General features: G+C 69.5%; 22 protein-coding genes. 10 read left to right on the top strand and 12 right to left on the bottom strand.

All coding sequences use genetic code 11. The annotated features are described in order from the left end of the window. Nucleotides 1–468: 468 nt before the first annotated feature. The 8 genes from B4589_RS03490 to B4589_RS03525 all read right to left on the bottom strand — a co-directional run bounded on the left by B4589_RS03490 (nucleotide 469) and on the right by B4589_RS03525 (nucleotide 11,447). Nucleotides 469–2,670 carry a glycosyltransferase family 39 protein gene (locus B4589_RS03490; RefSeq protein ID WP_079232972.1) on the bottom strand — a complete coding sequence of 734 codons (2,202 nt, stop codon included), beginning with the start codon at nucleotides 2,668–2,670 and terminating at the stop codon, nucleotides 469–471. Further along, nucleotides 2,671–3,912: an ABC transporter ATP-binding protein gene (locus tag B4589_RS03495; RefSeq protein ID WP_079232973.1), complete on the bottom strand. Its 1,242-nt coding sequence runs from the start codon at nucleotides 3,910–3,912 to the stop codon at nucleotides 2,671–2,673. Beyond that, nucleotides 3,909–5,576 (bottom strand): iron ABC transporter permease, encoded by a 1,668-nt coding sequence (locus tag B4589_RS03500; protein ID WP_079232974.1) that lies wholly within the window; start codon nucleotides 5,574–5,576, stop codon nucleotides 3,909–3,911. The genes B4589_RS03495 and B4589_RS03500 overlap by 4 nt, the downstream gene beginning before the upstream one ends. Beyond that, on the bottom strand, nucleotides 5,576–6,772 hold the full coding sequence (locus tag B4589_RS03505; protein ID WP_079232975.1) for an extracellular solute-binding protein: 1,197 nt from the start codon (nucleotides 6,770–6,772) through the stop codon (nucleotides 5,576–5,578). The genes B4589_RS03500 and B4589_RS03505 overlap by 1 nt, the downstream gene beginning before the upstream one ends. Further along, a complete protein-coding gene (locus tag B4589_RS03510) occupies nucleotides 6,765–7,928 on the bottom strand; it encodes an alpha-1 4-glucan-protein synthase (protein WP_079232976.1) in 1,164 nt (387 codons plus the stop codon). The genes B4589_RS03505 and B4589_RS03510 overlap by 8 nt, the downstream gene beginning before the upstream one ends. A 116-nt stretch (nucleotides 7,929–8,044) precedes the next feature. Further along, nucleotides 8,045–9,652 carry a GMC family oxidoreductase gene (locus B4589_RS03515; protein ID WP_079232977.1) on the bottom strand — a complete coding sequence of 536 codons (1,608 nt, stop codon included), beginning with the start codon at nucleotides 9,650–9,652 and terminating at the stop codon, nucleotides 8,045–8,047. Continuing rightward, nucleotides 9,649–10,245, bottom strand: a complete 597-nt coding sequence (locus tag B4589_RS03520; protein WP_079232978.1) for a gluconate 2-dehydrogenase subunit 3 family protein — start codon at nucleotides 10,243–10,245, stop codon at nucleotides 9,649–9,651. The genes B4589_RS03515 and B4589_RS03520 overlap by 4 nt, the downstream gene beginning before the upstream one ends. A gap of 44 nt (nucleotides 10,246–10,289) precedes the next feature. After that, complete coding sequence (locus tag B4589_RS03525; RefSeq protein WP_079232979.1) at nucleotides 10,290–11,447, bottom strand: cobalamin-independent methionine synthase II family protein; 1,158 nt, start codon at nucleotides 11,445–11,447, stop codon at nucleotides 10,290–10,292. A gap of 104 nt (nucleotides 11,448–11,551) precedes the next feature. On the opposite strand from B4589_RS03525, the gene B4589_RS03530 reads away from it, so the two are divergent. Both B4589_RS03530 and B4589_RS03535 read left to right on the top strand, forming a co-directional pair. After that, a complete protein-coding gene (locus tag B4589_RS03530; protein ID WP_079232980.1) occupies nucleotides 11,552–12,808 on the top strand; it encodes an MFS transporter in 1,257 nt (418 codons plus the stop codon). 332 nt (nucleotides 12,809–13,140) lie between these two features. Further along, a complete protein-coding gene (locus B4589_RS03535; protein WP_176330490.1) occupies nucleotides 13,141–13,488 on the top strand; it encodes a hypothetical protein in 348 nt (115 codons plus the stop codon). Here B4589_RS03535 and B4589_RS03540 read toward each other — a convergent pair. Further along, a complete protein-coding gene (locus B4589_RS03540) occupies nucleotides 13,485–13,922 on the bottom strand; it encodes a zinc ribbon domain-containing protein (RefSeq protein ID WP_176330491.1) in 438 nt (145 codons plus the stop codon). The genes B4589_RS03535 and B4589_RS03540 overlap by 4 nt on opposite strands. Nucleotides 13,923–14,040: 118 nt before the next feature. Here B4589_RS03540 and B4589_RS03545 point away from each other — a divergent pair, with 118 nt between their 5' ends. The 5 genes from B4589_RS03545 (at nucleotide 14,041) to B4589_RS03565 (ending at nucleotide 20,218) form a co-directional block, all read left to right on the top strand. Next, nucleotides 14,041–15,498: an MATE family efflux transporter gene (locus B4589_RS03545; RefSeq protein WP_079232981.1), complete on the top strand. Its 1,458-nt coding sequence runs from the start codon at nucleotides 14,041–14,043 to the stop codon at nucleotides 15,496–15,498. A 63-nt stretch (nucleotides 15,499–15,561) separates the two neighbouring features. Beyond that, entirely contained in the window at nucleotides 15,562–17,082 is a 1,521-nt protein-coding gene (locus tag B4589_RS03550) for a lipase maturation factor family protein (RefSeq protein WP_079235152.1), read from the top strand. Nucleotides 17,083–17,106: 24 nt separating this feature from the next. Then, the gene (locus tag B4589_RS03555) at nucleotides 17,107–18,666 is read left to right on the top strand and encodes an amidohydrolase (RefSeq protein WP_079232982.1); all 1,560 of its coding nucleotides are present in this window, start codon (nucleotides 17,107–17,109) and stop codon (nucleotides 18,664–18,666) included. Between the two features lie 2 nt (nucleotides 18,667–18,668). Next, entirely contained in the window at nucleotides 18,669–19,331 is a 663-nt protein-coding gene (locus B4589_RS03560) for a cyclase family protein (RefSeq protein WP_079235153.1), read from the top strand. Nucleotides 19,332–19,384: 53 nt separating this feature from the next. Next, complete coding sequence (locus tag B4589_RS03565; protein WP_079232983.1) at nucleotides 19,385–20,218, top strand: rhodanese-like domain-containing protein; 834 nt, start codon at nucleotides 19,385–19,387, stop codon at nucleotides 20,216–20,218. Nucleotides 20,219–20,274: 56 nt separating this feature from the next. Here B4589_RS03565 and B4589_RS03570 read toward each other — a convergent pair whose 3' ends face one another. Then, the gene (locus B4589_RS03570) at nucleotides 20,275–21,507 is read right to left on the bottom strand and encodes a hypothetical protein (RefSeq protein WP_079232984.1); all 1,233 of its coding nucleotides are present in this window, start codon (nucleotides 21,505–21,507) and stop codon (nucleotides 20,275–20,277) included. 227 nt (nucleotides 21,508–21,734) lie between these two features. Here B4589_RS03570 and B4589_RS03575 point away from each other — a divergent pair, with 227 nt between their 5' ends. Both B4589_RS03575 and B4589_RS03580 read left to right on the top strand, forming a co-directional pair. Then, nucleotides 21,735–22,004, top strand: coding sequence for a winged helix-turn-helix domain-containing protein (locus tag B4589_RS03575; RefSeq protein WP_079235154.1), 270 nt, complete (start codon nucleotides 21,735–21,737; stop codon nucleotides 22,002–22,004). A 175-nt stretch (nucleotides 22,005–22,179) separates the two neighbouring features. Further along, nucleotides 22,180–22,575 carry a DUF2267 domain-containing protein gene (locus B4589_RS03580; protein ID WP_079232985.1) on the top strand — a complete coding sequence of 132 codons (396 nt, stop codon included), beginning with the start codon at nucleotides 22,180–22,182 and terminating at the stop codon, nucleotides 22,573–22,575. 7 nt (nucleotides 22,576–22,582) lie between these two features. Here B4589_RS03580 and B4589_RS03585 read toward each other — a convergent pair whose 3' ends face one another. Both B4589_RS03585 and B4589_RS03590 read right to left on the bottom strand, forming a co-directional pair. Further along, the gene (locus B4589_RS03585; RefSeq protein WP_079232986.1) at nucleotides 22,583–22,909 is read right to left on the bottom strand and encodes a hypothetical protein; all 327 of its coding nucleotides are present in this window, start codon (nucleotides 22,907–22,909) and stop codon (nucleotides 22,583–22,585) included. Then, nucleotides 22,902–23,714 (bottom strand): ParA family protein, encoded by an 813-nt coding sequence (locus B4589_RS03590; protein WP_079232987.1) that lies wholly within the window; start codon nucleotides 23,712–23,714, stop codon nucleotides 22,902–22,904. The genes B4589_RS03585 and B4589_RS03590 overlap by 8 nt, the downstream gene beginning before the upstream one ends. A 389-nt stretch (nucleotides 23,715–24,103) precedes the next feature. Here B4589_RS03590 and B4589_RS03595 point away from each other — a divergent pair, with 389 nt between their 5' ends. After that, nucleotides 24,104–25,450 carry a sodium:calcium antiporter gene (locus tag B4589_RS03595; RefSeq protein WP_079232988.1) on the top strand — a complete coding sequence of 449 codons (1,347 nt, stop codon included), beginning with the start codon at nucleotides 24,104–24,106 and terminating at the stop codon, nucleotides 25,448–25,450. The last annotated feature ends 45 nt before the right edge of the window (nucleotides 25,451–25,495 follow it).

A 25,495-nucleotide genomic window follows, 5' to 3' on the forward strand; every position in this document is an offset into this window, starting at 1 on the left:
GGTGTGGGGAGCATTTGCACGACAACCGCGACCGCCGACAGGACCGCGGAGTGAGCTAGACCACTTGTGACCGCAACCGCGCCGCACAGGCCTCAACCCTCCCCAGCCGATTCACTCGTTCGCTGCGCTCACTCGCTCATCCCTCGCGCTGGCTCGCGGACGGAGCCGCGAGCGCTTCGCGCCGACAGCCACGGCGGTGCGGTCGCGGTGGACGCCTCGCGCTCGCCAACGTGGCGAGCGCGGGGGGAGGGGTGGGGACTCCATTCCAGCGCCGGACCCCGTGTCCGGCGCGTGGCGGTCACAAGTGGTCATGCTCCGAGACGCTTTGCGGTTGCTGTCCCAGTTGCTAACGGTCGAGATGCTGTTGCTGTCGCGGTCGCTGTCCGAGTGGCCTAAATTCGGGATAGTCGCGGTAGCCTCCGAACGTACGTTAGCCCCGACACAAAACAGCCGTAACCCCGACGAACCCTACGCCGAAACCGCTTCGACCGTCGTGTTCGCGAACTGCTCGGGCGGCGACGGCCCCAGCCCCGCGGGCACGCAGCGATCCGGCACCGGACAGCGCTCCCGGGTCGCCGACAGCGCGCGCACCTCGTCGCCCGACGTATCGATCGGGAACACGAGCTGGTAGCTGAACCCCGTGCTCGGGCCGGTGGAGACGAACACCGTGACCGTGAGCTCGTCGCGGTTCTCCACGTCGAAGCTCCCCGCGCTCCGGACCCCCTCGCCGGCGAGGCGGGCGCTGGTCTCGTTGACCGTCAGCGTCAGCCGGAGCGCCCCCTCGCTGGCGTTCGCCGCGGCGTAGGTCTGCCCACCGTCGCCGCCCGCGCGGATCGACACCGACTCGGCACCCTCGGGGACGCCGACCGCGGCGTCCAGCCGGACCGACTCGCCGGAGACGCGCTCGACCGGGCGGAGTTCCGCGGTCACCTCTTCGCCGTCGACGGGGTTCCACGCGCCGCGCATCACGTACCGCCGGAGCTCGTGATCCGGGTTCGCGGCGGCGACGTCGAGTTCGTCGTAGTCACCCAGCGCGTACAGCGACGGCCCGTCGAAGTCGGGATCGTTCCGAACCGCCTGGAACGGGTGGTTCAGCCACGGGCCGTACACCGGCGTGAGGAACGTCAGCGTCTTCTCGTCGGTCTGGTTCCCGCCGATGGCGGCGTTCCCCATCGAGAGCCCGCCTTCCTCCTCGAACGGTTCGTAGGCGGCCGCGAGCTCCTCGCTGATACCCGCGTTGTGCTCCAGCGGGCGTTCCGCGACGTCCGCCGCGACGGGGGCGGCGACGGCCGCCGCGACGATCACGACGGCGAGCGCGACCCGACTGGCCGATAGCGCGTCGGGGAGTCGCGGCGCAGTGAAACCGCCCAGTCGGTCGGCAGCCCACACCACGGCGACCGCGCCGAACACCGCCGTCGGGACGAGCACGTCGTAGTGGTAGTACGGGCCGAGGCTGTGGATCAGCCCGTCGTCCTGCACGGTGAGCGCGCCGAGGATGTTGAAGTTCCCCCAGAACGCGACGTTGCCCGCCGCGATGGAGACGAACATCCCCGCGACGACCGCGCGACGGCCCACGAGCGCGGCCGACGCGCGCTGGCTCGCGTCCCGGACGCGGCCGAGAACGGCCGAGCCAGCCGTCGCGACGACGCCCGCAGCGGCGAGCGCGCTGCCGAGGATCCCCATCGCCACCCACTCAGTGAACAGTTTGGAAAGCACGCGGCGGTTCGACTCGATTCCGAGTTCGAGCGTGTAGTTCTCCTCGTGGCCGAGGATCTCGCGGTGGCCGAACCCGGGGCCGTCCTCCGGCGCGAACGCCTGGTACGGGAACACGAACGGCTCACCCGTGACGAGGACGTTGTACCCCAGCGCGACCGCGACGCCGACCATCCCGAGCCCCGCGGTCAGGAGTCGGCGGACGAACAGGTCGCGCTGTCGGTCGGTCACCTCCTCGAACGGCGTTCGCCACGCGCCCGAACGGAGGAGCGTGACGACCGCGTGGAGGATGAAGGGCGACGCGAACAGCACGGCGGTGTACGGCCGCGCGAAGAAGGCGGTCGCGATCGCCGCGCCGGCGACCGCCGCCAGCCGCCGGCTCCCGGTCCGCTCGCCGCGGAGGTACGCGACCGCGAAGCAGAGTTCGAACGCCGCCGTCGCCGCGTAGGGGAGGTACACCCCGGAGTGGACCAGGAACAGCGGCGACGCGAGTACGAGCACGCCCGCGACGGCGCCGACCCGCCAGTCGTACAGTTCGCGGGCCAGCGCGGCCGTGCCGGCGACGACTGTCGCCGAGATGCCGGCGAGCGCGATCGGGTAGCCGCCGAGAACGCGGCCCAGCGCGAACACCGCCGCGGGAACGGGCTGGTACTTCGAATAGAGCCCCTGCTCGCTCACGACGAAGAACCACGGGTGGAACGGCCCCTCGACCGGCGGCTGGAGGAACAGTTTCCCCGAGAGGAGCATCTCGGCCTGCTGGAGGTAGACGCCCTCGTCGTGATTGATCGAGTGGTACGGGAACACGCGGGTGGCGACGAGGAACGAAATCACGGCGGCGACGAGCGCGAGCAGGAGGATCGCGATCCGACCCCGGTCGAGACGGTCACGAGCGGCGTCGACGCCGGCGCGAACCGTCCCCGTGGCGGCGCGTGAGTCGGTGGAGGGCTGCCCGGTCATCTACGCGGCGGGGTACCAGGCGAGGGTGTGGTCGGCGACGAGGCGGACGCTCACGCGCTCGCCCACGTCAACCTCCTCGGCGTGGTTGTGCAGACAGCGCACCACGGGGCCGTCGTCGAGTTGGACGTGGTAGACGAAGGAGGGCCCGGTGTACTGGCGGCGGACGACTTCCCCGTCAGCGGCCGGGGGCGACTGGCGGCCCCCGTCGCCGTCGGCCACGGCCGTGCCGCCGTCGGCGCTCGGCCTGACAGCTTCTGTCTCGGCGGAGATGGGGCCGGCCTCGCCGTCGACGGGCGAGAGTCGGAGGTCGTCGGGGCGGACCAGCACGTCCACCTCGGCGCCGACGTACTCGTCGGTCACCCCCTCCAGCAGGTCGCGGCCGTAGGAGCCGATCACCGTGTCGACGGAGCTGTCGGTGATCTTTCCGGGGACGAAGCTCGCCTGCCCGAGGAACGAGGCGACGAAGCGGGACTCGGGATGCTCGAACAGCGACTCGGGGCTGCCGACCTGCTCGATCCGGCCCTCGGACATCACCGCCACGCGGTCGGAGATCGACAGCGCCTCCTCCTGGTCGTGGGTGACGGAGACGGCGGTGACGCCGGCCTCGTTCAGAATTCGGGTCACCTCCTCGCGCATCTCGACGCGCAGGGCCACGTCGAGGTTCGAGAACGGCTCGTCGAGCAGCAGTACGTCGGGTTCGGGCGCGAGCGAACGGGCGAGCGCGACCCGCTGGCGCTGGCCGCCGGAGAGATCCGTCGGCGAGCGGTCGCCGTAGCCGTCGAGCCCGACGAGATCGAGCAGGTCCTCGACGCGCTGCTGTGCGGCGTCGCCCTCGGGATCGTCGAGGCCGAACGCGACGTTCTCCGCCACCGAGAGGTGGGGGAACAGCGCGAACTCCTGGAACACCATCCCAACGTCGCGCTCCTCCGGCGGCACCTCACGACCGTCCCCGGCGACGGTCTCGCCGCCGACACGGACGGTCCCCTCGGTCGGCGATTCGAGGCCGGCGATGGTCCGCAGCGTCGTTGTCTTCCCACAGCCCGAGGGGCCGAGTAGGGTGAGTAGCTCTCCCTCCCGCACCGCGAGATCGACGCCGTCGACCGCCGTCTCGCCGGCGAACTCCTTGGCGACGTTCGAGAGTTCGAGCACCGTGTCGGCGTCGTCGTCGACCGCCGCGTCCGCCTGCTCGGCCGCCCGCTTCGCCGCTCGCTCGTCGGTCGTGGGTGTGTATTCGTTGCTCATTTATCGCGTCCCTGAACGAGGAGGGGGATCATCGAGAGCCCGGACACCACCACCAGCACCAGCGCCGGCAGCGCCGCCCGGCCGTAGTAGCCGCCCTCCTGAACTCGCCAAATGTACGTTACCAGTGTTGTAAACCCTGTCGGGTGGAGGATCAGCGTCGTGTCCAACTCCTTCATCGTCGTGAGGAACACGAGCGCCGCGCCCGCGAGCACGCCCGGCGCGATCAGCGGCAGCGTCACCCGCCGGAACACTCGCCGCGGGGGTTCGCCCAGCACGCGCGCGGCCCCCAGCAGCGAGGGATCGACGCCAAGCACCGACGACCGCGTCGCGCCGACCGCCTGCGGCAGGAACCGCACGACGTAGGCGAACACGAGCAGCGGGAGCGACTGGTACACCGTCCGGGCAGCCGCCGGGCCGAACCACTCCGCCAACTGATTGCTGCTGAAAAAGACCAGCGAGAGCGCGAGCACGACCCCCGGCATCGCGTAGCCGAGATACGTCGCCCGCTCGGTCAGCCACGCGAACGTCGCCCGGGAGCGCCCCGAGTAGTACGCGACGGGGATCGCCAGCGCCAGCGTCGCGCCCGCCGCCAGCGCGGCGACGTAGACGGAGTTGAGCGCGAACCCCCACTCGAACACGCGGCCGCCGATATCGTACTCCAGCGCCTCGGCGCGGAGGAACCACATCGTCAGCACACCCACCGGGAGCGCGAGCGTGAACGTCGACACCAGCGCGGGCAGCAGCATCGCCACCCAGCGCAGGCGCCCCAGCGAGATCATCGCCGTCGACGACGCTGCCGCGCCGTAGCCGGAGTCCTCGCCGCTGCCGATCCGGGACTCCAACGCGACCACGACGGCGGTGACGGTCAACAGCTGGAGGGAGAGCAGCGTCGCGTTGTTGCGGCCGTCACCGAAGCTGCCGAGTTCGACGTATATCATGCGTGTGAACACGTCGTACTGCATGATCTGTGGCGTCCCGAAGTCCGAGAGCGCGTACAGCGCGACCAGCAGCGCGCCCGCGGTCACGGCGGGCAGGATCTGTGGCAGGATCACCCGCCGGAACGCCGAGAGATAGCCGACGTTGAGCGTGCGTGCGGCCTCCAGTTGCGTCTCGTCGAAGGAGAGCAGCGCGGCGCGGGCGGTAAGGAACACGTACGGGTAGACAAAGAGCGTGATCACCAGCGCGGTGCCGCCCAGCCCGTACACCTCCGGGATCCCGATCCCCCACGGTTCGAGCGCGTCGGCGAGCGCACCCTCGGGACCGAACGCCGAGACGTACGCGAACGCGCCGACGTAGCTGGGGATCACCAGCGGGAGCGCGATGGCGACGGTCCAGAACCGCCGGAACGGCAGGTCGGTCTGCACCGTCAGCACCGCCAGCGGCACGCCCAGCAGCACCGACGCGACCGTGACGACGGCGACGAGCGCGAGGCTGTTGAGGAACACGTCGGTCGAGGTGTCCAACAGCGCTCGCGCCTCGGCGAGGGGCACCTCGCTGGCACGCAGCAACAGCCAGAGCAGCGGCGACAGCACCGCGGCTGCGATGGCTCCCGAGAGCAGGACCAGCGGCGTCGAGACGCCGTCCTCGTCCAGCCCCAGGAACCGACGCGCGATCAGCCGGCGGAGCCCCCCCGACTCACGAGTGGTGTCGCCGACGGTGCCCATTACAGGACGCCGACCTCACGCATGAGTTCGACCGTCGGCCCGATCTCGGAGAGCTTCGACAGGTCGAACTCGGGCGGGTTGAGCTCGTCGATACGCGGGAGGTCGCCCACCGGCGGCACGCCGGGGATCATCGGGTAGGCGTACGCCCGAGTGGCGAAGTACTCCTGGGCCTCCGCCGAGAGCAGGTGGTGGACGAAGTTCCGTGCCAGCTCCTGCTGCGGGCTCGGCTCCAGCACCGCGGCGCCGGCGACGTTGATCAGCGCGCCCGCGTCGCCGCTGGTGAACGCCAGATCGAGCGGCGCGTTGGGGCGTGCGGCCTGCACGCGGAGCGCGTAGTAGTGGTTCGCGAAGCCGGCCTGGAGTTCGCCGTCCGCGACCGCGTTGGAGACGAAGAACTCGTTGGCGTACTCGGTGATGCCGGCGTCGACCATCTCCTGGAGCCACTGCCGGGTGGCCTCCTCGCCCTCGGTGATCCGCATCGCGGTGATGAACGCCTGGAACGCGCCGTAGGTGGGCGCCCAGCCCATGTTCTCCGCGACGCCGGATCCGGGCAGGTCCATCACGTCGTTCGGGATGTCGCTCTCGTCGAGCGCGTTCGTGTTGTACGGGATGGCGCGGGCACGGCCCGCGGTGCCGACCCACTCACCGTTCGGATGGAACTCCTGAGGCACTGGGTCGGTGATCTCGTCGGGGAGTTCGAGGGTGAGATCCTCGGCCGCGACGGCCGCGAGCGAGCCGGCGTCGACCGACCAGAACACGTCCGCGGGCGTCGCCGACCCCTCGGTGATGATCGTGTTCGCGGCGTCGGCGGTGCCGGAGAGCCGCGGGGACGCCGAGAAGTCGGGGTAGATGTTCTCCAGCTTGTTGATCAGGTCACGGTAGAGCCCACCCTCGCCGCCGCCGAGGTAGATGGTGAGCTCACCCTCGAGATCCGGCAGCTCCTCGATCCGGGTGCCGCCGATCTCGTCGCGGCCCTGCGCGAGTACGCCGGAGCCGCGGAACTCCTCGAACTCGGCGGAGCCGATGTTGTCGCCGCCACCGCCGCCCGGCGCGTCGGTCCCGGTGCCGTCGGCCGGCGTTTCCTCGGTTTCGGTGGTGTCGTCGCCGCCACCACAGCCGGCGATTCCGACGAGCCCGGCGCTCGCCAGCGTTCCGAGCAGTCGGCGGCGGCGCTTGGAGGTCGGCTCCTCAGTCATCGGCGGGCACCTCCACACGGTCCGCAGCGGGCGGTTCGAGCGCGTCGAGACAGTCGATCCAGTCGTTCATGTACGTACCACAGTAGTTCAGGAACTCGCCGTTGTTCCACTCGTCGAACTCGCCGGCCATCAGCGCGTCGGCCATCGACGCGAACGCCTCGCGGTAGGAGCTCGCGCCGACGGCGGCGTTGTCGATCACTTCCCAGACGTGTTCGTTGAGTTCGAGCCCCGCGACCTCGTTCTGCAGGTCGTCGAACGTCGACCGCGGCGCCTTGTTGTGCTCACACAGCGGGCCGCCGTTGTACACCTGCTTGTCCAGCACGTCGCAGGCGCGCTTGAGGAACAGCCCCGACCAGATGTCGTCGAACCGACCCACGTCCCAGCGGTTGTCGTCCATCGGGAGCTGGTAGAACGCCGGGATCACCTCGCGGCGGAACGCGAGGTTCATCGAGCAGACCGTGAGGTACTGCCCCTCGGCGGCGACGAAGTCCTCGCCGAAGTCGTCGGCGCTGGTCCGGGTCTGGGCCTGCCCCTGCAGGTCGCCGTCCATCAGGATCCGCACCGCGTCGAGGTCCGGCACGTTGGTCCAGAGCCCCTGGGAAGCGACGACGTCGTCGACGTGTTCGGTGTCGCGCTCGAGCTCCTCGTCCATCGCCGCGTAGGGGTAGCCACGCGGGTAGAGGTCGCCGTCGGCGTCGTCGAGCACGTTCACCCACGACTCGTCGGAGGCGCGGGACTCGATCTCGCCCTCGTAGGCGAGGTTCCGCATGTGCGTGCCGAAGAAGTCCTCGTCCGCGTGGGGCAGCGTGTCGTCGTCGATGAACACGCCGTAGTCGAAGCGCTCGTTGGCCCACATGTACAGCAGGCCGAACGAGGTCTGTGCGTGGCTGGCATCGGGAATGAGGTGTGAGTAGTCGCTCACGCCCTGCTCGGCGAACCACTCCTCTCGGGCGGTGCCGTCGAACACGGCGCCGTCGACGTCGAGCTCGTCGAGCATCGCCGCCATCTCGTCGGTGTCACAGAACTCCTCCGTGACCAGCACGACGAACAGGCGGTCGGTGTCGAACCCGTGCTCGCGGGCGTTCGCGACGTACTCCTCCATACACTCGTACTCCCGTATCGTGGGGACGATCACGCAGATGTCCTGCTCACTCATTGGGCGTCGATTGTTTAGGGACTCCTAAAACAGTACCGATTTTTCGGGCGGCCAAAAACGGTCGCCCCGCCAACCAGTCGGCTTCAGAGCCGGGCGTCGACGGCGTTGGAGTCGCCTCAGAGCCGGGCGTCGATCGCGTCCGCAGCCTTGAGCGACAGCGCGGCGATGGTGAGCGTGGGGTTCATCGCGCCGCCGGTGACGAACACGGAACTGCCGGCGATGGAGAGGTTCGCGAGGTCGTGCGTGCGGAGGTCCGGGTCGACGACGCTCGACTCGGGGTCGGTGCCCATCCGGGTCGTCCCCATGTGGTGGTACGCGGGGCCCGTCGAGTCCGGGCCGACGACCCACTCGATGTCCGCACCCATCTCCGAAAGCACCGAGCGCTGGATCTCGTTCGCCCGCTCGATCGTCCGGCGCGTGCGGTCGTCGAGCGACCAGACCACCTCGGGCACGGGGTTGCCGTGGTCGTCGGTGCGCGAGCGGTCGAGCGTGATGCGGTTCTCCGCACGCGGGAACTGCTCCACGAGTGCGCCCATCGCGACGTGGTTGCCGTACCCCGCCCGGATCTCCTCGAGCAGGTCGTCACCGAAGCTATCGGCGTCCATCGCGATGTCCGACGGCGCGGGGCCGGCGTAGTTGAGACACTCGAGTTTGATCGCCCCCCGGCTGTCGTCCTCGCGGTCGTAGAACTGGTGGCTCTCGGTGGTGTTGAAGCCGACGTGCTTCTGGCGGGTGCGCTCGTCCAGCCGGCCGCCGACGCCCGCGAACAGGTGGTCCATGAAGTACCGACCCACGGCTCCGGAGCTGTTGGCCAGCCCGTCGGGGTACTGCTCGCTCTCGGAGAGCAGCAGCAGGCGCGGCGTCTCCACGCCGCCGGCGGCGAGCACGAACTCGTCGGCTGCCTGCCGGTACGTCTCGCCTTCGGGCGTGACGTACACCGCGGCGGTCACGCGTTCGCCCGACCCATCGTGTTCGAGTTTCTGGACCGGCACCTCGTCGATCACGCGGGCGCCCTCCTCCTGGGCGCTGTCGACGTGCCGGAGCGCGTGGTACTTCGCGCCCGAGGGACAGACCGGCCGGCAGGTGCCGTACCCCACGCAGGCGCTCTCCCCGTCCGTGGGCTCGGAGTTCCGGGCGTTCGGGACGGAGTGGGTGGTGATCTCCAGCGCCTCGCAGGCTTCCGCGAACAGCGAGTCGCTGTACGACGGCGGGAACGCGGGCAGTGGGTGGGGCTGATCCCGCGGCGGCGCGAAGGGGTTGTCCGAGGCGCCCGCGACCGCGAGCGCCTCCTCGGCGGCCGCGTAGTAGGGACGGAGATCCGCGTAGTCGATCGGCCAGTCCTCGGCGACGTCCAGCTCCGAGTCGAGACGGAAATCCTGCTCGTGGAGGCGCATCACCATCCCCTGCCAGTGGAGCGTCGAGCCGCCGACGCCCTTCACCCGGGCGGCGTTGAGCGGGTAGTACCGGCCGCCGCTGGAGGTGTACGCGTCCCGCGGGCCGCCCATCCCCCAGATCGGCGTGTCGTCGCCGGGACGGAGGTGGTTCTCCATGCGCTCCTCGCGCTTCTCGGGGTCGAACCGCGGGCCGGCCTCGAGCACGACCACTTCGTGCCCCGCCGCGGCGAGGCGGTCGGCCACGAGCGCGCCTGCCGGGCCCGCGCCGACGATGCAGACGTCGGCGTTCTCGGTCGGTGTTCGGTCCGTCGACGACTGCGTCCCGCTCATTCTGGCCCCCGCTGATCCCCGCGGTTGTCCGTCACTGCGGGGCCCTGCTGGTAGCTCGCGGTCCCCCCCGGATACCCCGGCGGATTCTCGAGCCCGGCCAGCGACGCACCCGTCGGCGACGCGTAGAGGCCGAACAGCAGATCGTTCACGAGGTAGTAGCGCACGCGCTGGTCGTCGTCGCCGCCCGGGTCGGGATCCGCCACGTCGACGGCCATGTAGGAGAGCAGCTCCTCCCGCGTTCCCGGGCCGAGGTCGGCGTATCGCTCGCTCTCGAGGTTCTCGGCGTACTCGTTCAGCGTCCGGATCGCGTCGAGCATCCCGCGCCCGTGCTCGGGACGCTCGCGGACGCGGGGTCGAACCCACTCCGCGACGAACTCGCCGACGTTCTCCACCTCGCTCGGGTAGAGCACGGTCGCCAGCGCGACCAGCGTCTCGAGGTCGTCCTCGGCCAGTTCCGGATCGGTGTCGTCGCGGTCGCTCGGCGTCGCCGCCGCCTCGCCCCACGAATCGGCGTCCGGTGCGGAACAGCCGGCGGTGCTGCCCATTCCTACCGCCGACAGCGCCGCCAGCGCGTCCCGTCGAGTCAGCCGCATCTATCGCGAGGATTTGGCCAGCCTAAAGAAGAGCGTTGTGGTCGCTACCGGAGTCGTTCGGAGGCGATCTCGGCGCCCTCGACGAGCGCTTCGAGTTTGGGCCACGCGATGTCGGGGTGGACCATCCCGAGGCCGGCCTGCGTGCCGAACCCGCAGTCCGGCGCGGCGACGATCTCGGTGTCGTCGTCGACGACGGTCGCGACGCGCTCGATCCGGTCGGCGATCGTCTCCGGGTGGTCGATGATGTTCGTCTTCACGTCGACGACGCCCGGGATCAGCGTCCAGTCGTCGGGGAGCGGATGCTCGGCGAACGCGCGGTACTCGTGCTGGTGGCGAGGGTTGGCCTGTTCGACGCTCAGCCCGGAGATGTCGGCCTCGTACAGCGTAGGCAGCATGTCGACGAGGTCGGTGTCGAGATGGTGGGGCCCCTCGTAGCTCCCCCAGCAGGTGTGGAGGCGGACCTGCTCCTCGGGGATGCCCGAGAGCGCCTCGTTGAGCGCCTCGACGTGGAGTTCCACGACCTCGCGGAACTCCTCGACGCTGTCGTCGGCGAACAGGTGGCTGTGGCCCGTCGCCAGCAGGTCGGGCGCGTCGATCTGGATGGTCGCGCCGGTGTCCGCGAAGATCTCGTACTCCTCAGCCATCGCGTCGGCGAGGTCGAACACGTACTCCGCGTGGTCGTCGTAGTGCTCGTCGACGTGGGTCGCCGCGACGACGCTGGGCGAGGCGGTGGTGAAGAACGTGTCCTCGATGTCGACGCCCGTGCCCTCGAGTGCCTCGCGGAACGCGTCGATCTCCTGTTCGATCTCGTCGTGGCCGTCGTAGCGGATCTCGCCGGTGACCGCGGGCTGTTTCGCGAGGTCGATCACGTCGGTCTCGAACGTGTCCTCGGCGACCGCCGGGAACTCCTCCAGATCGGCCCACAGCTCCTGCTCGCGCTTGCCGCCGATGTTGGTGAGGCGCTCGCCGACGTAGTAGTTGAACGAGACGCGGGGCTGCTCGCCGTTGTTGATCTCGTCGATCCCCGTCTCCAACTGGCGGTCGACGATCGCGTCGGTCGCCTCGCGGCTCACGCGATCCCACTCCGCGGGGTCGACGTCGCCGCCCGCCTCGCGGGTCCGCAGCAGGTCGAGCAGCTCGGGGGGTCGCGGGAGGCTGCCGATGTGTGTCGTCTGGATGCGGTCGCCGTCGTGAGTCGACATGCCTGGTAATACTCTCTCTTGCAAATATAACTGATGGTTCTCCGAAGGCCGACAGTCCGGCCGGAAACCGTCCTTTCAAGCCGGTCCGCGCCGGCGGGAGCCACATGGACGGAAACGACCGGCGGATCGTGGGGTTGGCCGGGACGGCCCACGCGCTGGTCCACACGTACGAACTCTCGGTGCCGATCCTGGTTGGGATCTGGCTCACCCAGTTCGCGACGACGGCCGCCGAGCTCGGGATCGTCGTCGCGGTCGGGATGGCGCTGTTCGGTATCGGCGCGCTACCGGGCGGGGTGCTGGCGGATCGCTACGGCTCGAAGAAGCTGATCGCGCTCTGTCTGGTGGGGATGGGCGGCTCGTTCCTCGTGCTCTCGGTCGCGCCGGGCGCGGCGGCGGACTCGATCGGTTCGCTGCCCGCGATCTCGACCAGTCCGGCGGTGATCGCCATCGCGGTCGCGCTGGTGCTGTGGGGCGCGGCGGCCAGCGTCTACCACCCGGCTGGGCTGGCGCTGATCAGCAAGGGCGTCTCGGAACGCGGCCGCGGGTTCGCGCTCCACGGGATGGCCGGCAACATCGGCATCGCCGCCGGCCCGCTGGCGACCACGATCATGCTCGCGTTCGTTCCGTGGGAGACGGTCGCGGCGGTGCTCGCGGTGCCGGCGTTCGTCGCCGCCGCAGCCACGCTGTTCGTCGACGTGGACGAGTCGAGCCAGGACGAGGCCGGGAGCGACGAGGACGACACACCCGACTCGATCGCCGAATTCCTCGACGTCTCCGCGATGGTCGTCAAGAGTGCGTTCGCGTTCGTGTTCGTCGTCGTGATGATGAACGGGCTGTACTACCGCGGCGTGCTCACGTTCCTGCCCGAACTGCTCGCGGGGCTGGAGACGTTCCAACCGATCGAGATCGCCGGCGAACCGCAGGAGCCCGCGAACTACGTCTACTCCGGGCTGCTCGCGGTGGGGATCGCCGGCCAGTACGTCGGCGGTCGGCTGACCGACTACCTCTCGCCCGGGAAGGGGATCGCGTACGCCTTCGGCGCGCTCGCGGTGCTCGCGGTCGTGTTCCTCCCGCTGGCGTCGATGGGCGCGGCGCCGCTGCTGCTGGTCAGCGCGGTGCTCGGGTTCGCGCTGTTCATCGTCCAGCCGATCTACCAGGCCGCCGTCGCTGAGTACACCCCCGAGGCCGCACGCGGGCTCTCCTACGGCTACACCTACCTCGGCAACTTCGGCGTCGGCGCGCTCGGCGCGGGGCTGGCGGGCGCGATCCTGACGTACTCGAACCAGACGGTGCTGTTCCTCACCTTCGCGCTGCTGGCGGGGGTCGCCAGCGCCGTCGGCGTGCTGCTGATCCGGCGGTAGTCGGCGGCGGAACGCTCGTTCCGCCGGGTGGCGGGAGCGATGGTTCCGGGTGGTGATTCGTGCTCGCCGAAAGCGGCTCAGGAGGGCGACTCGGTGGTGAGTTTGCTGACCGTCACGACGTATCGCCCCCCACAATCGCACTTGAGGAGTCTGTTATCGTTCGACTCGCCGGAGTGGTTGATCGTTCCCCCGCAGTCGTCACACTCGATCGCTACCCTGGTCATGTTGGATAGACAATACGATGGGCGAGGTAATAAACCCAACAGTAGAGTTGTCACGAGGCAGCAACTTCCGTGCGCGAACTGAATCGCGCTCACTCCGCGTCGACGACTATGACGCTCTCCCCCGGACGCGAACACCGCGTCCACGACGCGCTGGACCGCGTTCGCCTCCCCGCGAATCTCACCAGATCACCGCCTCGACGCCGCTCCGCCGGGGTTATGTTCGCCGACCGCGAGAAGGAGGGTGTGCAGACGACCGACAACGGCGTGTTCGGCAGGCTCCCCGAGCGCTACGCCCACGCGTACCTGGTGGTGGCCTTCTTCGTTCTCCCGGCAGTGGCAGTGGTGCTGAGCGGCGGCGGGGTCGATCGTCCGCCCGGCCCGATCGCGACGGCGCTGCTGATCGCGATCGTCGTCCACCACAGCCTGTTCCTCGTCGCGTCGGTGCTGCTGGATTAGGCGCCCAGCGGCGGCTCCCGGCCATCGGCGACGACGTAGGCGTCGTACACCGCGTACAGCCAGACTGCAGGGTAGAGCACGATCCCGACCAGCGCCAGCACCGAGAGCATCGCGACGAAACTGGCGACGACGATCACCGCCCCCTTCCCGGGCTCGCGGTTGTAGAACTGTCCCAACCCCGGGAGGATCGCGGAGTACACCGCAGCGACGAACGGGTTCTCGCCGTTCGTGAGGACGTCGATCAGGTCGTCGGCCGAGCTGTTCGGCGGCGACTGCTGGCGCACGCCACAGTTCGGACAGATCTCGGCGTTCTCGCTGATGGTCGTGCCACAGTCACGGCAGTACACCTGCCCCTCTCCGGGCGTCGATCCGTCGTCGCCGTCGCCGGTCGTCGGGTCGTCGGTGGAGGACTCCTCGCGGGGATCGTCGCTCATACCCGGTACTGTGAGCCGAGGGCGCGTAGCTCTTGTGGCGCGCGATATCGGGCCGAGTAGGGGCGACGTTGTCGGGATTGGTAAGCCTCTTCGCGGTTCGGGATGAACTCCGAGACGAGTGTCCCGCACCGCAGACGTCCTCCGACTCCCGATCCTCTACATCGGGCTCGCGCTCGCCCGGGTCGGCCTGATCGACCGCCAGCGCGCGGTCGAGACCGCCGACCTCGCGTGGCCGCGCATCGTCACGGGCGTCGCCCGGATGTCGAAGAACGCGGCCGACGTGGCGATGGTGGGCGCGGTGCTCGGCGCCGACGCGATCGCGGGCGTCGGCGTCGCCGGCCCGTTCTGGGGGCTCGCGTTCGCCATCGGCGGCGGCGTCGCGGGCGGGACGATCGCGCTGGTCTCCCAGCGCTACGGCGCGGAAGCCTACGACAAGCTCGGGCTGGCGGTCCGCTCCAGCACGCTCCTGGTGATCGTGGTTTCGCTGCCCGTGACGCTAACGTTCTGGCTGATCCCCGAGCAGTTGGTCCGGCTGATCAACAGCGATCCGACGCAGATCGACTACGCCGCGCGCTACCTGCAGGTCGTCGGGCTGGGCATCCCCTTCGCGGGGCTGAACCTCGTCGGCAGCCGCGTGCTCGTCGGCGCCGACGACGCCTACACCGCGATGCAGGTCCGGGCCGGCGGCGCGATCGTCAACATCGCGCTGAACGCGGTGTTCATCGTCGTCCTCGGCTGGGGCGTCGAGGGCGCGGCGCTGGGGACCGTGCTCTCGAACATCTTCGCCGTGAGCGCGTTCGCGGTCGGCCTCTCGCGGGGCGGCGCGCCCGGGTTCGGGAGCTTCCCCGTCGAGATCGACCCCGTCGGGACGTACGCCGACGGCGAGACGCTGCGGGATCTCGTGCGGATCGGCACCCCCGTCGGCGCGCGCAACCTCGTCTGGACCGCCGCGGAGTTCCCGATGCTGTTCTTCCTCGGGGGGTACCGCGACGGCACGCTCGCGGCGTTCGTCGTCGCCCGCCGCATCTGGGGGATCATGAACACGCCCGGCTGGGGGTTCGGCCTCGCGGCCTCCAGCCTCTCCGGGCAGGCGCTCGGCCAGGGGAAGGAGGCGCTCGCGGAGGCGTACGGCCGGGACATCATCCGGTTCTCGACCGCGACGTACGCCATCTCGGCGGTGCTGACCGCGATCTTCGCCCGCCCGCTGGTGAACGTCTTCATCAACAGCGACTCCCCGCCAGCGACGGAGCCGATCGCGGTGGGGCTGCTGTACGCGGCCTGTGTCGCGATGCTGTTCCGCGGGATCTCCGGCGCCTCGATCGGCCCGCTCGACGCCAGCGGCGACACCCGCGTGCCGTTCCTGAGCCAGTTCCTCGGGATGTTCTGCTGTTCGATCCCGCTGGTGTACCTCGGCTCCGTGACCGCGCTGAGCATCTGGGCGGTGTACCTCGCCTTCCTCGCGGAGACGGTCGTCCCCGCGGCGATCAACTACTGGCGGTTCGACAGCGGGGAGTGGAAGGCGATCAGCCGCGACATCCGGCCCGAACAGGAGGATCCGACGGCCGCGGTGGACTAACCGCCGTCAGCGGTTTCCCACTGAGGGTCGAACCCTGCCCCCGTGCTGGCGCTCGAGATTGCACTGCCCGACTTCCTCCAAACGCTCCTCTCGCCGTGGGGGGACCACAGCTACTGGGCCGCGCGCTGGCTGCTCGGCCGCGGCCTCGCATTCGTCTACCTGATCGCCTTTGTCGTCGCCGCCAGACAGTTCCGCCCGCTCGCGGGCGAGAACGGCCTGCTCCCGCTCTCTGACGCGACGGAGTACTGGTCGTTTCGGGAGAAACCGAGCATCTTCCACTGGTTCGACTCGGACCGCGCCATCGGGATCGCCGCGTGGACCGGCGTCGGCCTCTCGGCACTCGCGCTGTTGGGGCTGCCCTCGTTGCTCGGGACGATCCCGAGAACCCTCGTCTGGCTCACGCTCTGGGGGCTCTACCAGTCCTTCGTCAACCTCGGGCAGGATTTCTACGGGTTCGGCTGGGAGTCGATGCTGCTGGAGGCGGGCTTCCTCGCGGTCTTCCTCGGCGGCGGGGGGATGGCGGCGCCGGCGGTCGTGATCTGGCTGTTCCGCTGGCTCCTCTTCCGCAACATGCTCGGCGCGGGCCTGATCAAGATCCGTGGCGACGACTGCTGGCGCGACCTGACGGCGATGGAGTACCACTACGAGACCCAGCCGATGCCCAACCCCCTCTCGTGGTTCGCCCACCACCTGCCGCGGTGGATGCACAAAGCCGCCGTTCTGACCAACCACGTCGTCGAACTGCTGATCCCGTTCCTCTACTTCGCCCCCCAGCCGTTCGCGGCGATCGCCGGACTGGTCACGATCGGTTTCCAGCTCTGGCTGATGCTCACGGGGAACTTCTCGTGGCTGAACCTCCTCACGGCCGTGCTGGCGTTCTCGACGTTCACCGACGCGCAGGCGCGGGCCGTCCTCGACGGCGTGGTCGGCGGCGCGCTCACGGTTCCGGCAGGCGCGCCCATGCCCGGCTGGCACCTCGTACTCGTCGCCCTGCTTTCGGGGCTGGTGCTCCTGCTCTCCGTCCGGCCGACCGCGAACATGCTCTCCTCGGATCAGGTCATGAACACGGGGTACGACCCGCTACATCTGGTCAACAGCTACGGCGCGTTCGGTTCGATCACGAAGGATCGCCTCGAACTCGTGATCGAGGGGACGAACGAGGCGGGCCCGGACGCCGACTGGAAAGCCTACGAGTTCTACGGCAAGCCGGACGACCCGAGCGAGCGCCCGCCGCAGGTCGCGCCGTACCACCACAGACTCGGCTGGCATCTCTGGTTCGCCGCGATGACCTCGGTTCGCCAACACCCGTGGGTGATCCATCTCGTCGCGAAACTGCTGCGCGGCGACGAGGGAACACTGTCGCTCGTCGAGTCGTCGCCGTTCCCCGACGACGACCCGCCGGAGCGGGTCAAGGTCGTTCACTACCGCTACCGGTTCACCACACCCGAGGAGCGTGCGGAGACGGGCGACTGGTGGGAACGCGAGCGGCTGGGCGAGTACTACGGCCCAGTCTCGCTGGACGACTTCGAACTGCGGCACACCCTCCGACGGCGCGGATGGGCGGCGGACCGTGAGAACGCTTAACTCCGAGCCACCCTCCGCGCCGGTATGTCCGAACTCCTATTGCGCGGCGGCACCGTCCACACGCTCGACGACGACCGACGGGTCGCCGAGGCGGTGCTGTTCCGCGACGGGGCGGTCGCCACGGTCGGCGACACGGGAACGGTCGAGGCCGCCGCGACCGACGCCGAACGGATCGACCTCGACGGCCGAACGGTGCTCCCGGGGTTCAACGACGCCCACACGCACGTCTTCTCGGTCGGGATCGGCCTGCTCGAAACCGACCTCTCGACGGCCGACGACCGCGAGGAAGCGCTCGACCTGCTCGCGGAGAACGCCGAGTCCACCCCCGCAGGCGAGTGGGTGCTCGGCTTCCAGTACGACGAGAGCACCTGGCCCGCGGGCGGGCGCGACTACCTCACGAAGGCCGAACTCGATTCGGTCTCGGAGGATCACCCGATCGTCGCGGTTCGCGTCGACGGCCACTCCGCGACGCTCAACGGCCGAGCACTCGAGGAAGTCGACTTCTCCGGCGTCGAGCACGACGTACGAACCGAGAACGGCGAGCCGACGGGCCGGGTCGTCGAGGACGCCACCGGCCGCGTCCGGGCGGCCTCCTACCCCGGCGTGCCGAAGGCGCGCGACGCACTCGACGCCGCGATCGACCACTACCACGAACTCGGCGTCACGTCGATCCAGACCGTCGCGGGCCTCACGCGGGTGCGCGACCACGGCTACGTCCAGCAGGAGGCGCTGTTCGCCCACTGGCGCGACGATGACCTCGATCTACGGACGACGTTCTACGTCCCGCAGTGGCAGGCCGAATCGCTCTCGGATCTCGAGTTCGCCTCGGGATTCGGCGACGACTGGCTCCGCCTCGGCGGACTGAAAACGTTCTCGGACGGGTCGATCGGTTCCGAGACCGCCAAAACCCACCGTGAGTACGCCGGCGGCGGCCGCGGCGAGATGGTGAACGACCGCGAACAGCTCCGGGAGTGGTTCGCCCGCGCCGCGCGCACGAACCAGCAGATCGCGACCCACGCCATCGGCGGCGAGGCCATCGACGTCGTGATCGACGAGTACGAGCGCGCGCTGGCTGAGTACGACGACGACTTCGACCCGCGCCTCCGGATCGAACACGTCGAGCTCGCGACCGACGAGGCGATCGAGCGCATGGCCGACGCCGACGTCGTGGCGTCGATGCAGCCCAACTTCCTCCAGTGGAACGGCGACGACGGCCTCTACGAGAACCGCCTCGGGAGCGACGTTCGGTCCGAGAACAACCGCTACCGCGACGTGCTCGACGCCGGCGTGTCGCTGGCCTTTGGCAGCGACAAGATGCCGCCCGGCCCGCTGTACGGGATGAGCTTCGCCGTCGACTCCCCCTACGAGAGCCAACGCCTCACGGTCGACGAGGCGCTGGCGGCGTACACCCGCGGCGCGGCGTACGCGGAGTTCCAGGAAGGGGAGAAGGGCGTCCTCGAACCGGGCCGCTTCGGCGACGCGGTCGTGCTCGACGCTGACCCCTACGAGAACCCGGAATCGTTCGACGAGATCGACGTCGAACTCACGGTGCTCGACGGCGACGTGGTGTACGACGGGCGATGACGATGCAGGATCTCACCCACCCCATCGAGTCGGGGATGCCCGTCTACCCCGGCGACCCCGCGGTCAGCGTCGCGGCCGCCGACACGTTCGCGGCCGACGGCTGCCGGGTGAGCGAACTGGCCTGCGGCAGCCACGCCGGCACGCACGTCGACGCCCCCGCTCACACTGAGGAACACGGCGACACGCTCGATTCCTACCCCGTCTCGGCGTTCGTCCGCGACGCCGTCGTCGTCGACTGCACCGACCTCGGCGCCCGGGAGCCGATCCCCGCCGAGCGCGTGCCGGGTTCCGAGACCGCCCCGAGAGCGGACTGCACAGTGTTCCGGACCGACTGGGATCGCCACTGGGGGCGCGACCGCTACCGCAACCACCCGTACCTCTCTGTCGCCGCCGCGGAGCGCTGTGCGGAACGGGGGCTCGCGGTCGGTATCGACGCGTTCAGCCCCGATCCGACGCCGCCCGCGGAGGGGGAGATGGAGCTCGGCGACCGCGCCCCGTTCGGTGCCCACCACGCGCTGCTCGGCGCGGGCGTGCTCGTGTTCGAGAACCTGACGAACCTCGAGGCGTTACCTGAACGCTTCGAACTCCGGGCCCAGCCGATCGCGCTGGGCGGCGACGGCGCCCCCGTCCGGGCGGTGGCCGTCGCCGGAGAAGAGCGAGGGTAGCACGGGACGAAACCGAGCGAAAGCGGTTTTGCCGTCGCCGTCGACCATCGAGCATGGACCGACGCGAGTACCTCGCTGCGCTCGGGACGGCGTCGACGGTCGCCGTCGCGGGCTGTTCCTCCGGCGGGGGGTCGTCGGGCGGCGACGCGCCGTTCGAACACCCCGGCACGATCGACGAGACGATGGTCGCCAACGGCGACTACCCCGACGACGACGATCCGGCCGACGGGCTCCCCCCGGAGTTCCAGAACCCGCCCGAATCACCCGGGGTCGACCCCGACGCGCTGGAGACGATCTCGGTCAACGACGAGACGGTGCAGCTGCTCCCGATCGAGGACGCGCGGGCGTGGTTCCTGCGTTCGGAGGCTCGGTTCGTCGACGCGCGGGGGCTCGACCAGTACACGCGATCGCACCTCTACGGCAGCGTGCTCTCGCCCGCACAGCAGGGCTCGACCGGCGGCGGCATCGAGGGCTGGCCGACCGACGGGCGGATCGTCGCCTACTGTGGCTGCCCGCACCACCTCTCCTCGCTCCGCGCTGCTGGCCTCCAGAAGGCCGGCTACGAGAGCGTGTACGTCATCGACGAGGGGTTCCGCGAGTGGTCCGACCAGGGCTACCCGATGGCCGGGACGGCGTTCGGCGAGGGCGACGACGCGGAGCTCTCGGAGTGGCGCATCGACGGCGAGATCGCCGCCGACTACGCCGGCGAGTACGCGTGGGCGACGGTCGGCCGACAGTACGAGGCCGCGCCGATCGGCGACGACGGGCGCTTCTCGCTCCACCTGTACTTCGCGGGCGTCGACGCCGACACCGACGTGCGCGTCTCGACGCCGGCGTTCACCCGCACGCGGCCGCTGGGCGAGGTCGGCGAGGGGCCACTCCGCTGAGGGCGGCAGAATCGACGCAGAACGCGACTCCGCTGTTTTCGAACGCTTCTGACTGTCTAGCTGGCGGCTTCCGTGGGCTGACCCGCCCCGTCGGACTCGCCGGGCTGGCGGCCCTCGGCCGTCCCGATCGCCCGGAGGAGGCTCCCGGTGAACAGCACGATGCTGGCGACGATAAACGCCGTGCTCAGCGGCGACGCCGTGTCGACGAACAGCCAGTACACCGGCGCCGCGATCGAGGGGCCCGCCACGAGCACGACCACCTTCGCCAGCAGCGGCCCACAGCAGCCACACGTACACGAGCCGACGATGGAGGCCGAGCCGGCCGCCCCGAACACGCCCGCCCGCTCCGACTCGCGCCAACTGCGGGCGACAAGTGCGGCGTTGAGCCCGACCAGGACGCTCAGCAGTCCGCCGACGAGTAGCTGTCCGGGCGACAGCGCGAGGAAGAAGGGGATGTGTGGGAACGACAGTTCGAGAGTGGGCCACGCGACCAGCTGGTACACCACCGGGAGGACGACGATCTCGGTCCGGTGGGGGACGCCCTCCTCGGGGAACACCGAGAGGTAGCCCGACAGCGTGAGGAAGAAGAGCAGCGTCAGCCCCGCGACGCCGGCGCCGAACCGCCGCGCGACCGTGTCCCGGAGCGTCTCCCGCAGCACGCCGCCGACCTCCCGCCAGAGCACGTAGCCGACCGCGAGCGGCGTCGCGAGCACGATCGCGTAGCCCAAGGGGTGGTGGGCGCCGGCGTACCCCGGGATCAGCTGGGGGTAGAGGATCCACAGCGCGAGCAAGATTCCGAGGAACGTGTACCGGGGGCGGCCGGGCCAGCGGAGCCAGCCGACGACGAAGCTGCCGAGCAGGATCGCGATCCCCAGTCCGGCCCGTATCACTTCGTACCACGAGCGCGGGAACGGCATCGAGCTCGCGTCGTACAGCAGGTCCGGGCTGAGCACGTCCAGCAAGACGACGCCGATCACCGTCGCGAGCAGCCCTCCGAACGCGACCCCGAGCGCGCGCGTCGCCGTCACGCGCCCGGATCGCTTGCCGAGCACGCCGGCAGCGACGACGGCGAGGCCGACGAACGCGATGCCGGCGCCGTGGATCGGCCGGAGGCCGGGCGACCCCGCGAGGCTGTGGGCGGCTGCGCGGGACGGAACGACGAGCGCACACACGACCGCCACGAGGAGCGTGAGCGCTCTGATCCGACGGGGTGTCGATCGCTCCCGGCGCGGGACGGGGAGTTTCACGTTGCCGGTCGTAACGGCTACGGCGGCTTTTAGCTTCCCCATCGGCCCGGAGGTTCGACGGGCGTACTAACACGGGTATCCGGTAACACCTGTGTCACCGGGTTACCTCACGGTCAAGAACGGCTTAAGGGTCGCGCGCGCATACGGGCATTCGTGCGCGAGAACACTCCCCGATCGACCGGAACCGACGTCCCGCCGGCGTGCGGGCGCCCGGCCACGACCACCCGCGGCGTGGGGCGACAGTGAGCGACGTCGCCACGGAGGCCGAGATGGCCGACCTCCCCCCCAGCGCGAAGCTGGTTCATCTCGTCCTCCAGGAGAACGACCGGATGACCCAGAGCCAAGTGACCGAGGAGACCCAGCTCGCGGGCCGCACCGTCCGTGACGCCCTCGGCCGGCTCGAGGACGCGGGGCTGGTCACCGAAGAGATCTGTCTGAAGGACGCCCGCAAGCGAGTGTACACGGCGAACAGCCCCGAGTCGGGCGAGGTCGACCATCCGGAAGCCGAAACGCCCGAAGGCGCGGCGACGGGCGACTGACGCCCTGATCGACGGCGCCTCACCACCGGCGAAAGCCGCGAACTGAACCGACGGACGGAACGACCGCAGAGCCGTTTCTCTGACCTGGCCGGCGATCAGATTTACAAGCCGACCGCTCTTCCGTCCCCGTGCAGGCAGTACTGCGCGACGAACCGACTACTGACAGGTATCCACAATGGACTACAGCGAGTTCATCGGCGAAGTACAACATCGAATCGGGGCGGGAGAGATGGGAACGGCCGTCCGGAACACGCGGGCGGTGCTGACGACGCTCGGCGAGCGCCTCCAGGCCGACGAGGCCGAGGATCTCGCCAGCCCGCTCCCGGGGGAGGTCAGCTACTACCTCCTGGACGCCAACTCGGGCCAGGGGTTCGACCACGCGGTGTTCCTCGAACGCGTCGCGGAGCGTGCCGGCGTCGACGAGGGGGAGGCGAAGATCCGTGCGCAGGCCATCGTCGCGCTGGTCGGCGACGTCGTGCCCGGCGGCGAGATCGACGACGTCGAGGACGGCCTGCCCGACGACTACGCGCCGCTGTTCGAGTTCGTCGACGCCGAGGAGACGCCCTGGTAGCGCCCGATCAGTCCTGCTCGCGTTCTTCGAGGATGTGGTCGACGATCTCGTCGGCGTGATCGGCCAGTACACGGACGGCGGCGTCGTGGAACTCCCGGCCCGTCACGTCACGGACGCCGTGCTCGCGGCGCAGCGCGCTCTCGACTTCGAACTCGGCGTCCTCGAGCAGCTCGAGCGTCTCCGGCCGGACGTAGATGCTCTTGGCGCTGGTGGCGTCGAACTCGAAGGCGGGGCCGCCGTTCTCGGCCTCCGTTTCGTCGCCCTGTTCGTCGGGTTCGTCGTCGGCCCCGTCGTCGGCGTCCGAAAGGCCGGCGAAGCGGTTGTCGTCAGGCATCGTCCTCCACGATCGCGGCGAGTTGGTCGAGTCTGTCGAGCATGTCGTTGTCTGAGTCGTACTCCCGGAGCGTCTCTCCGTCACGCCACGCGCGGCTGAACGCGATGCGGTGACGGAGCCCCGGACCCGGGGAGTCGGGGTCGTCGAACTCGTCGGACCGGCAGAACTCGGGCAGGTACTCGGCGAACGGCGAGTCCTCCAGGTCCTCGATGATGCGTCGCTCCTCGTTGTTGCCCGAGAGGTCGTTGGGCACGATCGCGAGCAGTTCCAGATCCACCTCGTTACGGATCGGGACGATCTGCTGGTCCCACATGCGCTCGAAGCCGCTGACGCTTGGTTCGCTCATCAGCAGCGGGACGATCACGCTGCCGGCGCCGATCAGCGCGGCGTCGGACAGCGGCCCGAGGCTGGGCGGGGAGTCGACGACGACGTAGTCGTACTCCGCCTCGAGCAGCGGTTCGACGATCCGCCGGCGCACCCAGAGCATCCCGAACGTGGAGTTGCGTACCCGGTCCTCGATCTCGTCGAGATCCACGTGGGCCGGGAACACGTCGAACCCGTCGCGCTCGACGACCACCTCGCTCGCGTCGACGGGGTCGTCGTCCGTCAGCACGTCGCCGACGTGGGGGCTGCCGCGCTCGTACTCGTCTTTGAGGCCGACTCCCTCGGTGGCGTTGCCCTGCTGGTCGAGATCGACCAGCAACACGTCGTTCCCCCGGACCGCCAGCGCGTCCGCGAGGTTGATCGCGATGGTGGTTTTCCCCACGCCGCCCTTCTGGAGCGAGACGGCGACGGCACGCCCCATCAGGCCGCCACCCCGCGGGTCGGGCTGAACGCCCACGCGGCAGCGTGCTCGCCCGCCCGCACGATCGCTGCGTCCCGAAGCATACGTCCGAGGGTCCGGCGCGGAGTACTTAAGATTTCTCACGATGCGTGAACCGCCAATACACTGAACACATTTCAGAGATCTAGAGATTTCTAGAATTTTCAAACGTCGTCACTCCCACCCCGTTCCGTTCGTTTTCGCCCGATACCGTCGAAAACACGGGATAGAAGCGTTCTTCGGCCGAAAAAGCTGATAGCTCGAGATATCGAATGAACAGGCGCTGGAGCATCTTACACGCGTGAAAACCGCCGTGTCGTCCGTATCCTGTGCTTTTTACCGGCTCCGATGCTCGCTCCGTTCAGACTGGGATGAACACGAGAAAGCTCGGAGTGCTCGTCGCCGCAACGATACTCACCGTGCCGTGGCTCGGCGGGTGGTTGACCGGGTTGGCCGGCGGGCTGGGGGCGCTCCAGACCGTCGCCGTCGCCGGTGTTGGGATCCTCGGCGCCTCCTTTTTGCTGACGTGGGGCGCCGAGACCGCAGAACAGGACGTGCCGCGGGCGTTCGCCATCGCCGTGCTCGCGGTGCTGGCCGTCGCGCCGGAGTACGCCGTCGACGCGCTGTACGCCTGGCAGGCAGGGGTGAACGCCGGCACCCCCGCCGGCGCCGAGGCCGGCAACCTCGCGGTCGCGAACATGACTGGCGCGAACCGGATCCTCATCGGGATCGGCTGGGCCGGCATCGCGCTGTACACCGTGTTCCGGTCGGGCGCCGACCAGGACTCGGCCGTGAAGGATCGGGGCGGGTTCCTCCGGAACGCCGTCTCGCTCGATCGGGACATCAGCCTCGAAATCTCGTTCCTGCTGGCCGCGACGCTGTGGGCGTTCCTCGTCCCGGTGGGTGTGGGCCCGCTGAGTAAGGGGATCGACATCATCGACATGGCGGTTCTCGTCGGGCTGTACGTCCTCTACATCGGGGTCGTCCTCCGGGGTGAGCCCGAGGAGCACGTGGAACACGTCGGCGTCCCCGCGATGCTGGGGCGTATCCCCAACCCCTACCGGGCGCTGACGGTGATCACGCTGTTCGCGTTCTCCGGGCTGATCATCTTCACCGCGGTGGAGCCGTTCGCCCACAGCCTCGAACTGCTTGGCGAGGACATCGGTGTTCCCTCCTTCTTCATGATCCAGTGGATCGCGCCGCTGGCCTCGGAGTCGCCGGAACTCATCGTCGTCGTCGTGCTGGTCCGGAAGGCCCGCTCGACGGCGGGGTTCAACGCACTGATCTCTTCGAAGTTGAACCAGTGGACGCTGCTGATCGGGACGCTCGTGATCGTCCACTCGATCGCGCTCGGGCAGTACGGCGCGCTCAGCTTCGAACCCAAGCAGGCCGCGGAGATCTGGATCACCGCGGCGCAGTCGCTGTTCGCGCTCGCGCTCATCATCAACTTCGAGATCGACGTGCGGGAGGCGGTCGTCCTGTTCCTGCTGTTCATCTCGCAGGTGGTACTCGAGTTCCTCGCGCTACGGGAGATCATCCAGCTCCCGGTTTCGGAGATCCAGCTGCTGCATCTGTTCACCGCGACGTACATCCTCCTCGCACTGGGGCTGCTGGCCGCCCGCCGCGAGGCAGTGGTCCAGCTCGTGCACGACACCCGCGGGATCATCAGCAGCGCCGTCCACGGCGAGCCTGAACAGAACCCCGTGGCGGACGACTGATCCGCCCGGCACGCTGCCAGCCGGGCGGGGCAACTGATCGGCGCG

The sequence above is a fragment of the Halolamina sp. CBA1230 genome, assembly GCF_002025255.2.
Lineage (GTDB): Archaea > Halobacteriota > Halobacteria > Halobacteriales > Haloferacaceae > Halolamina.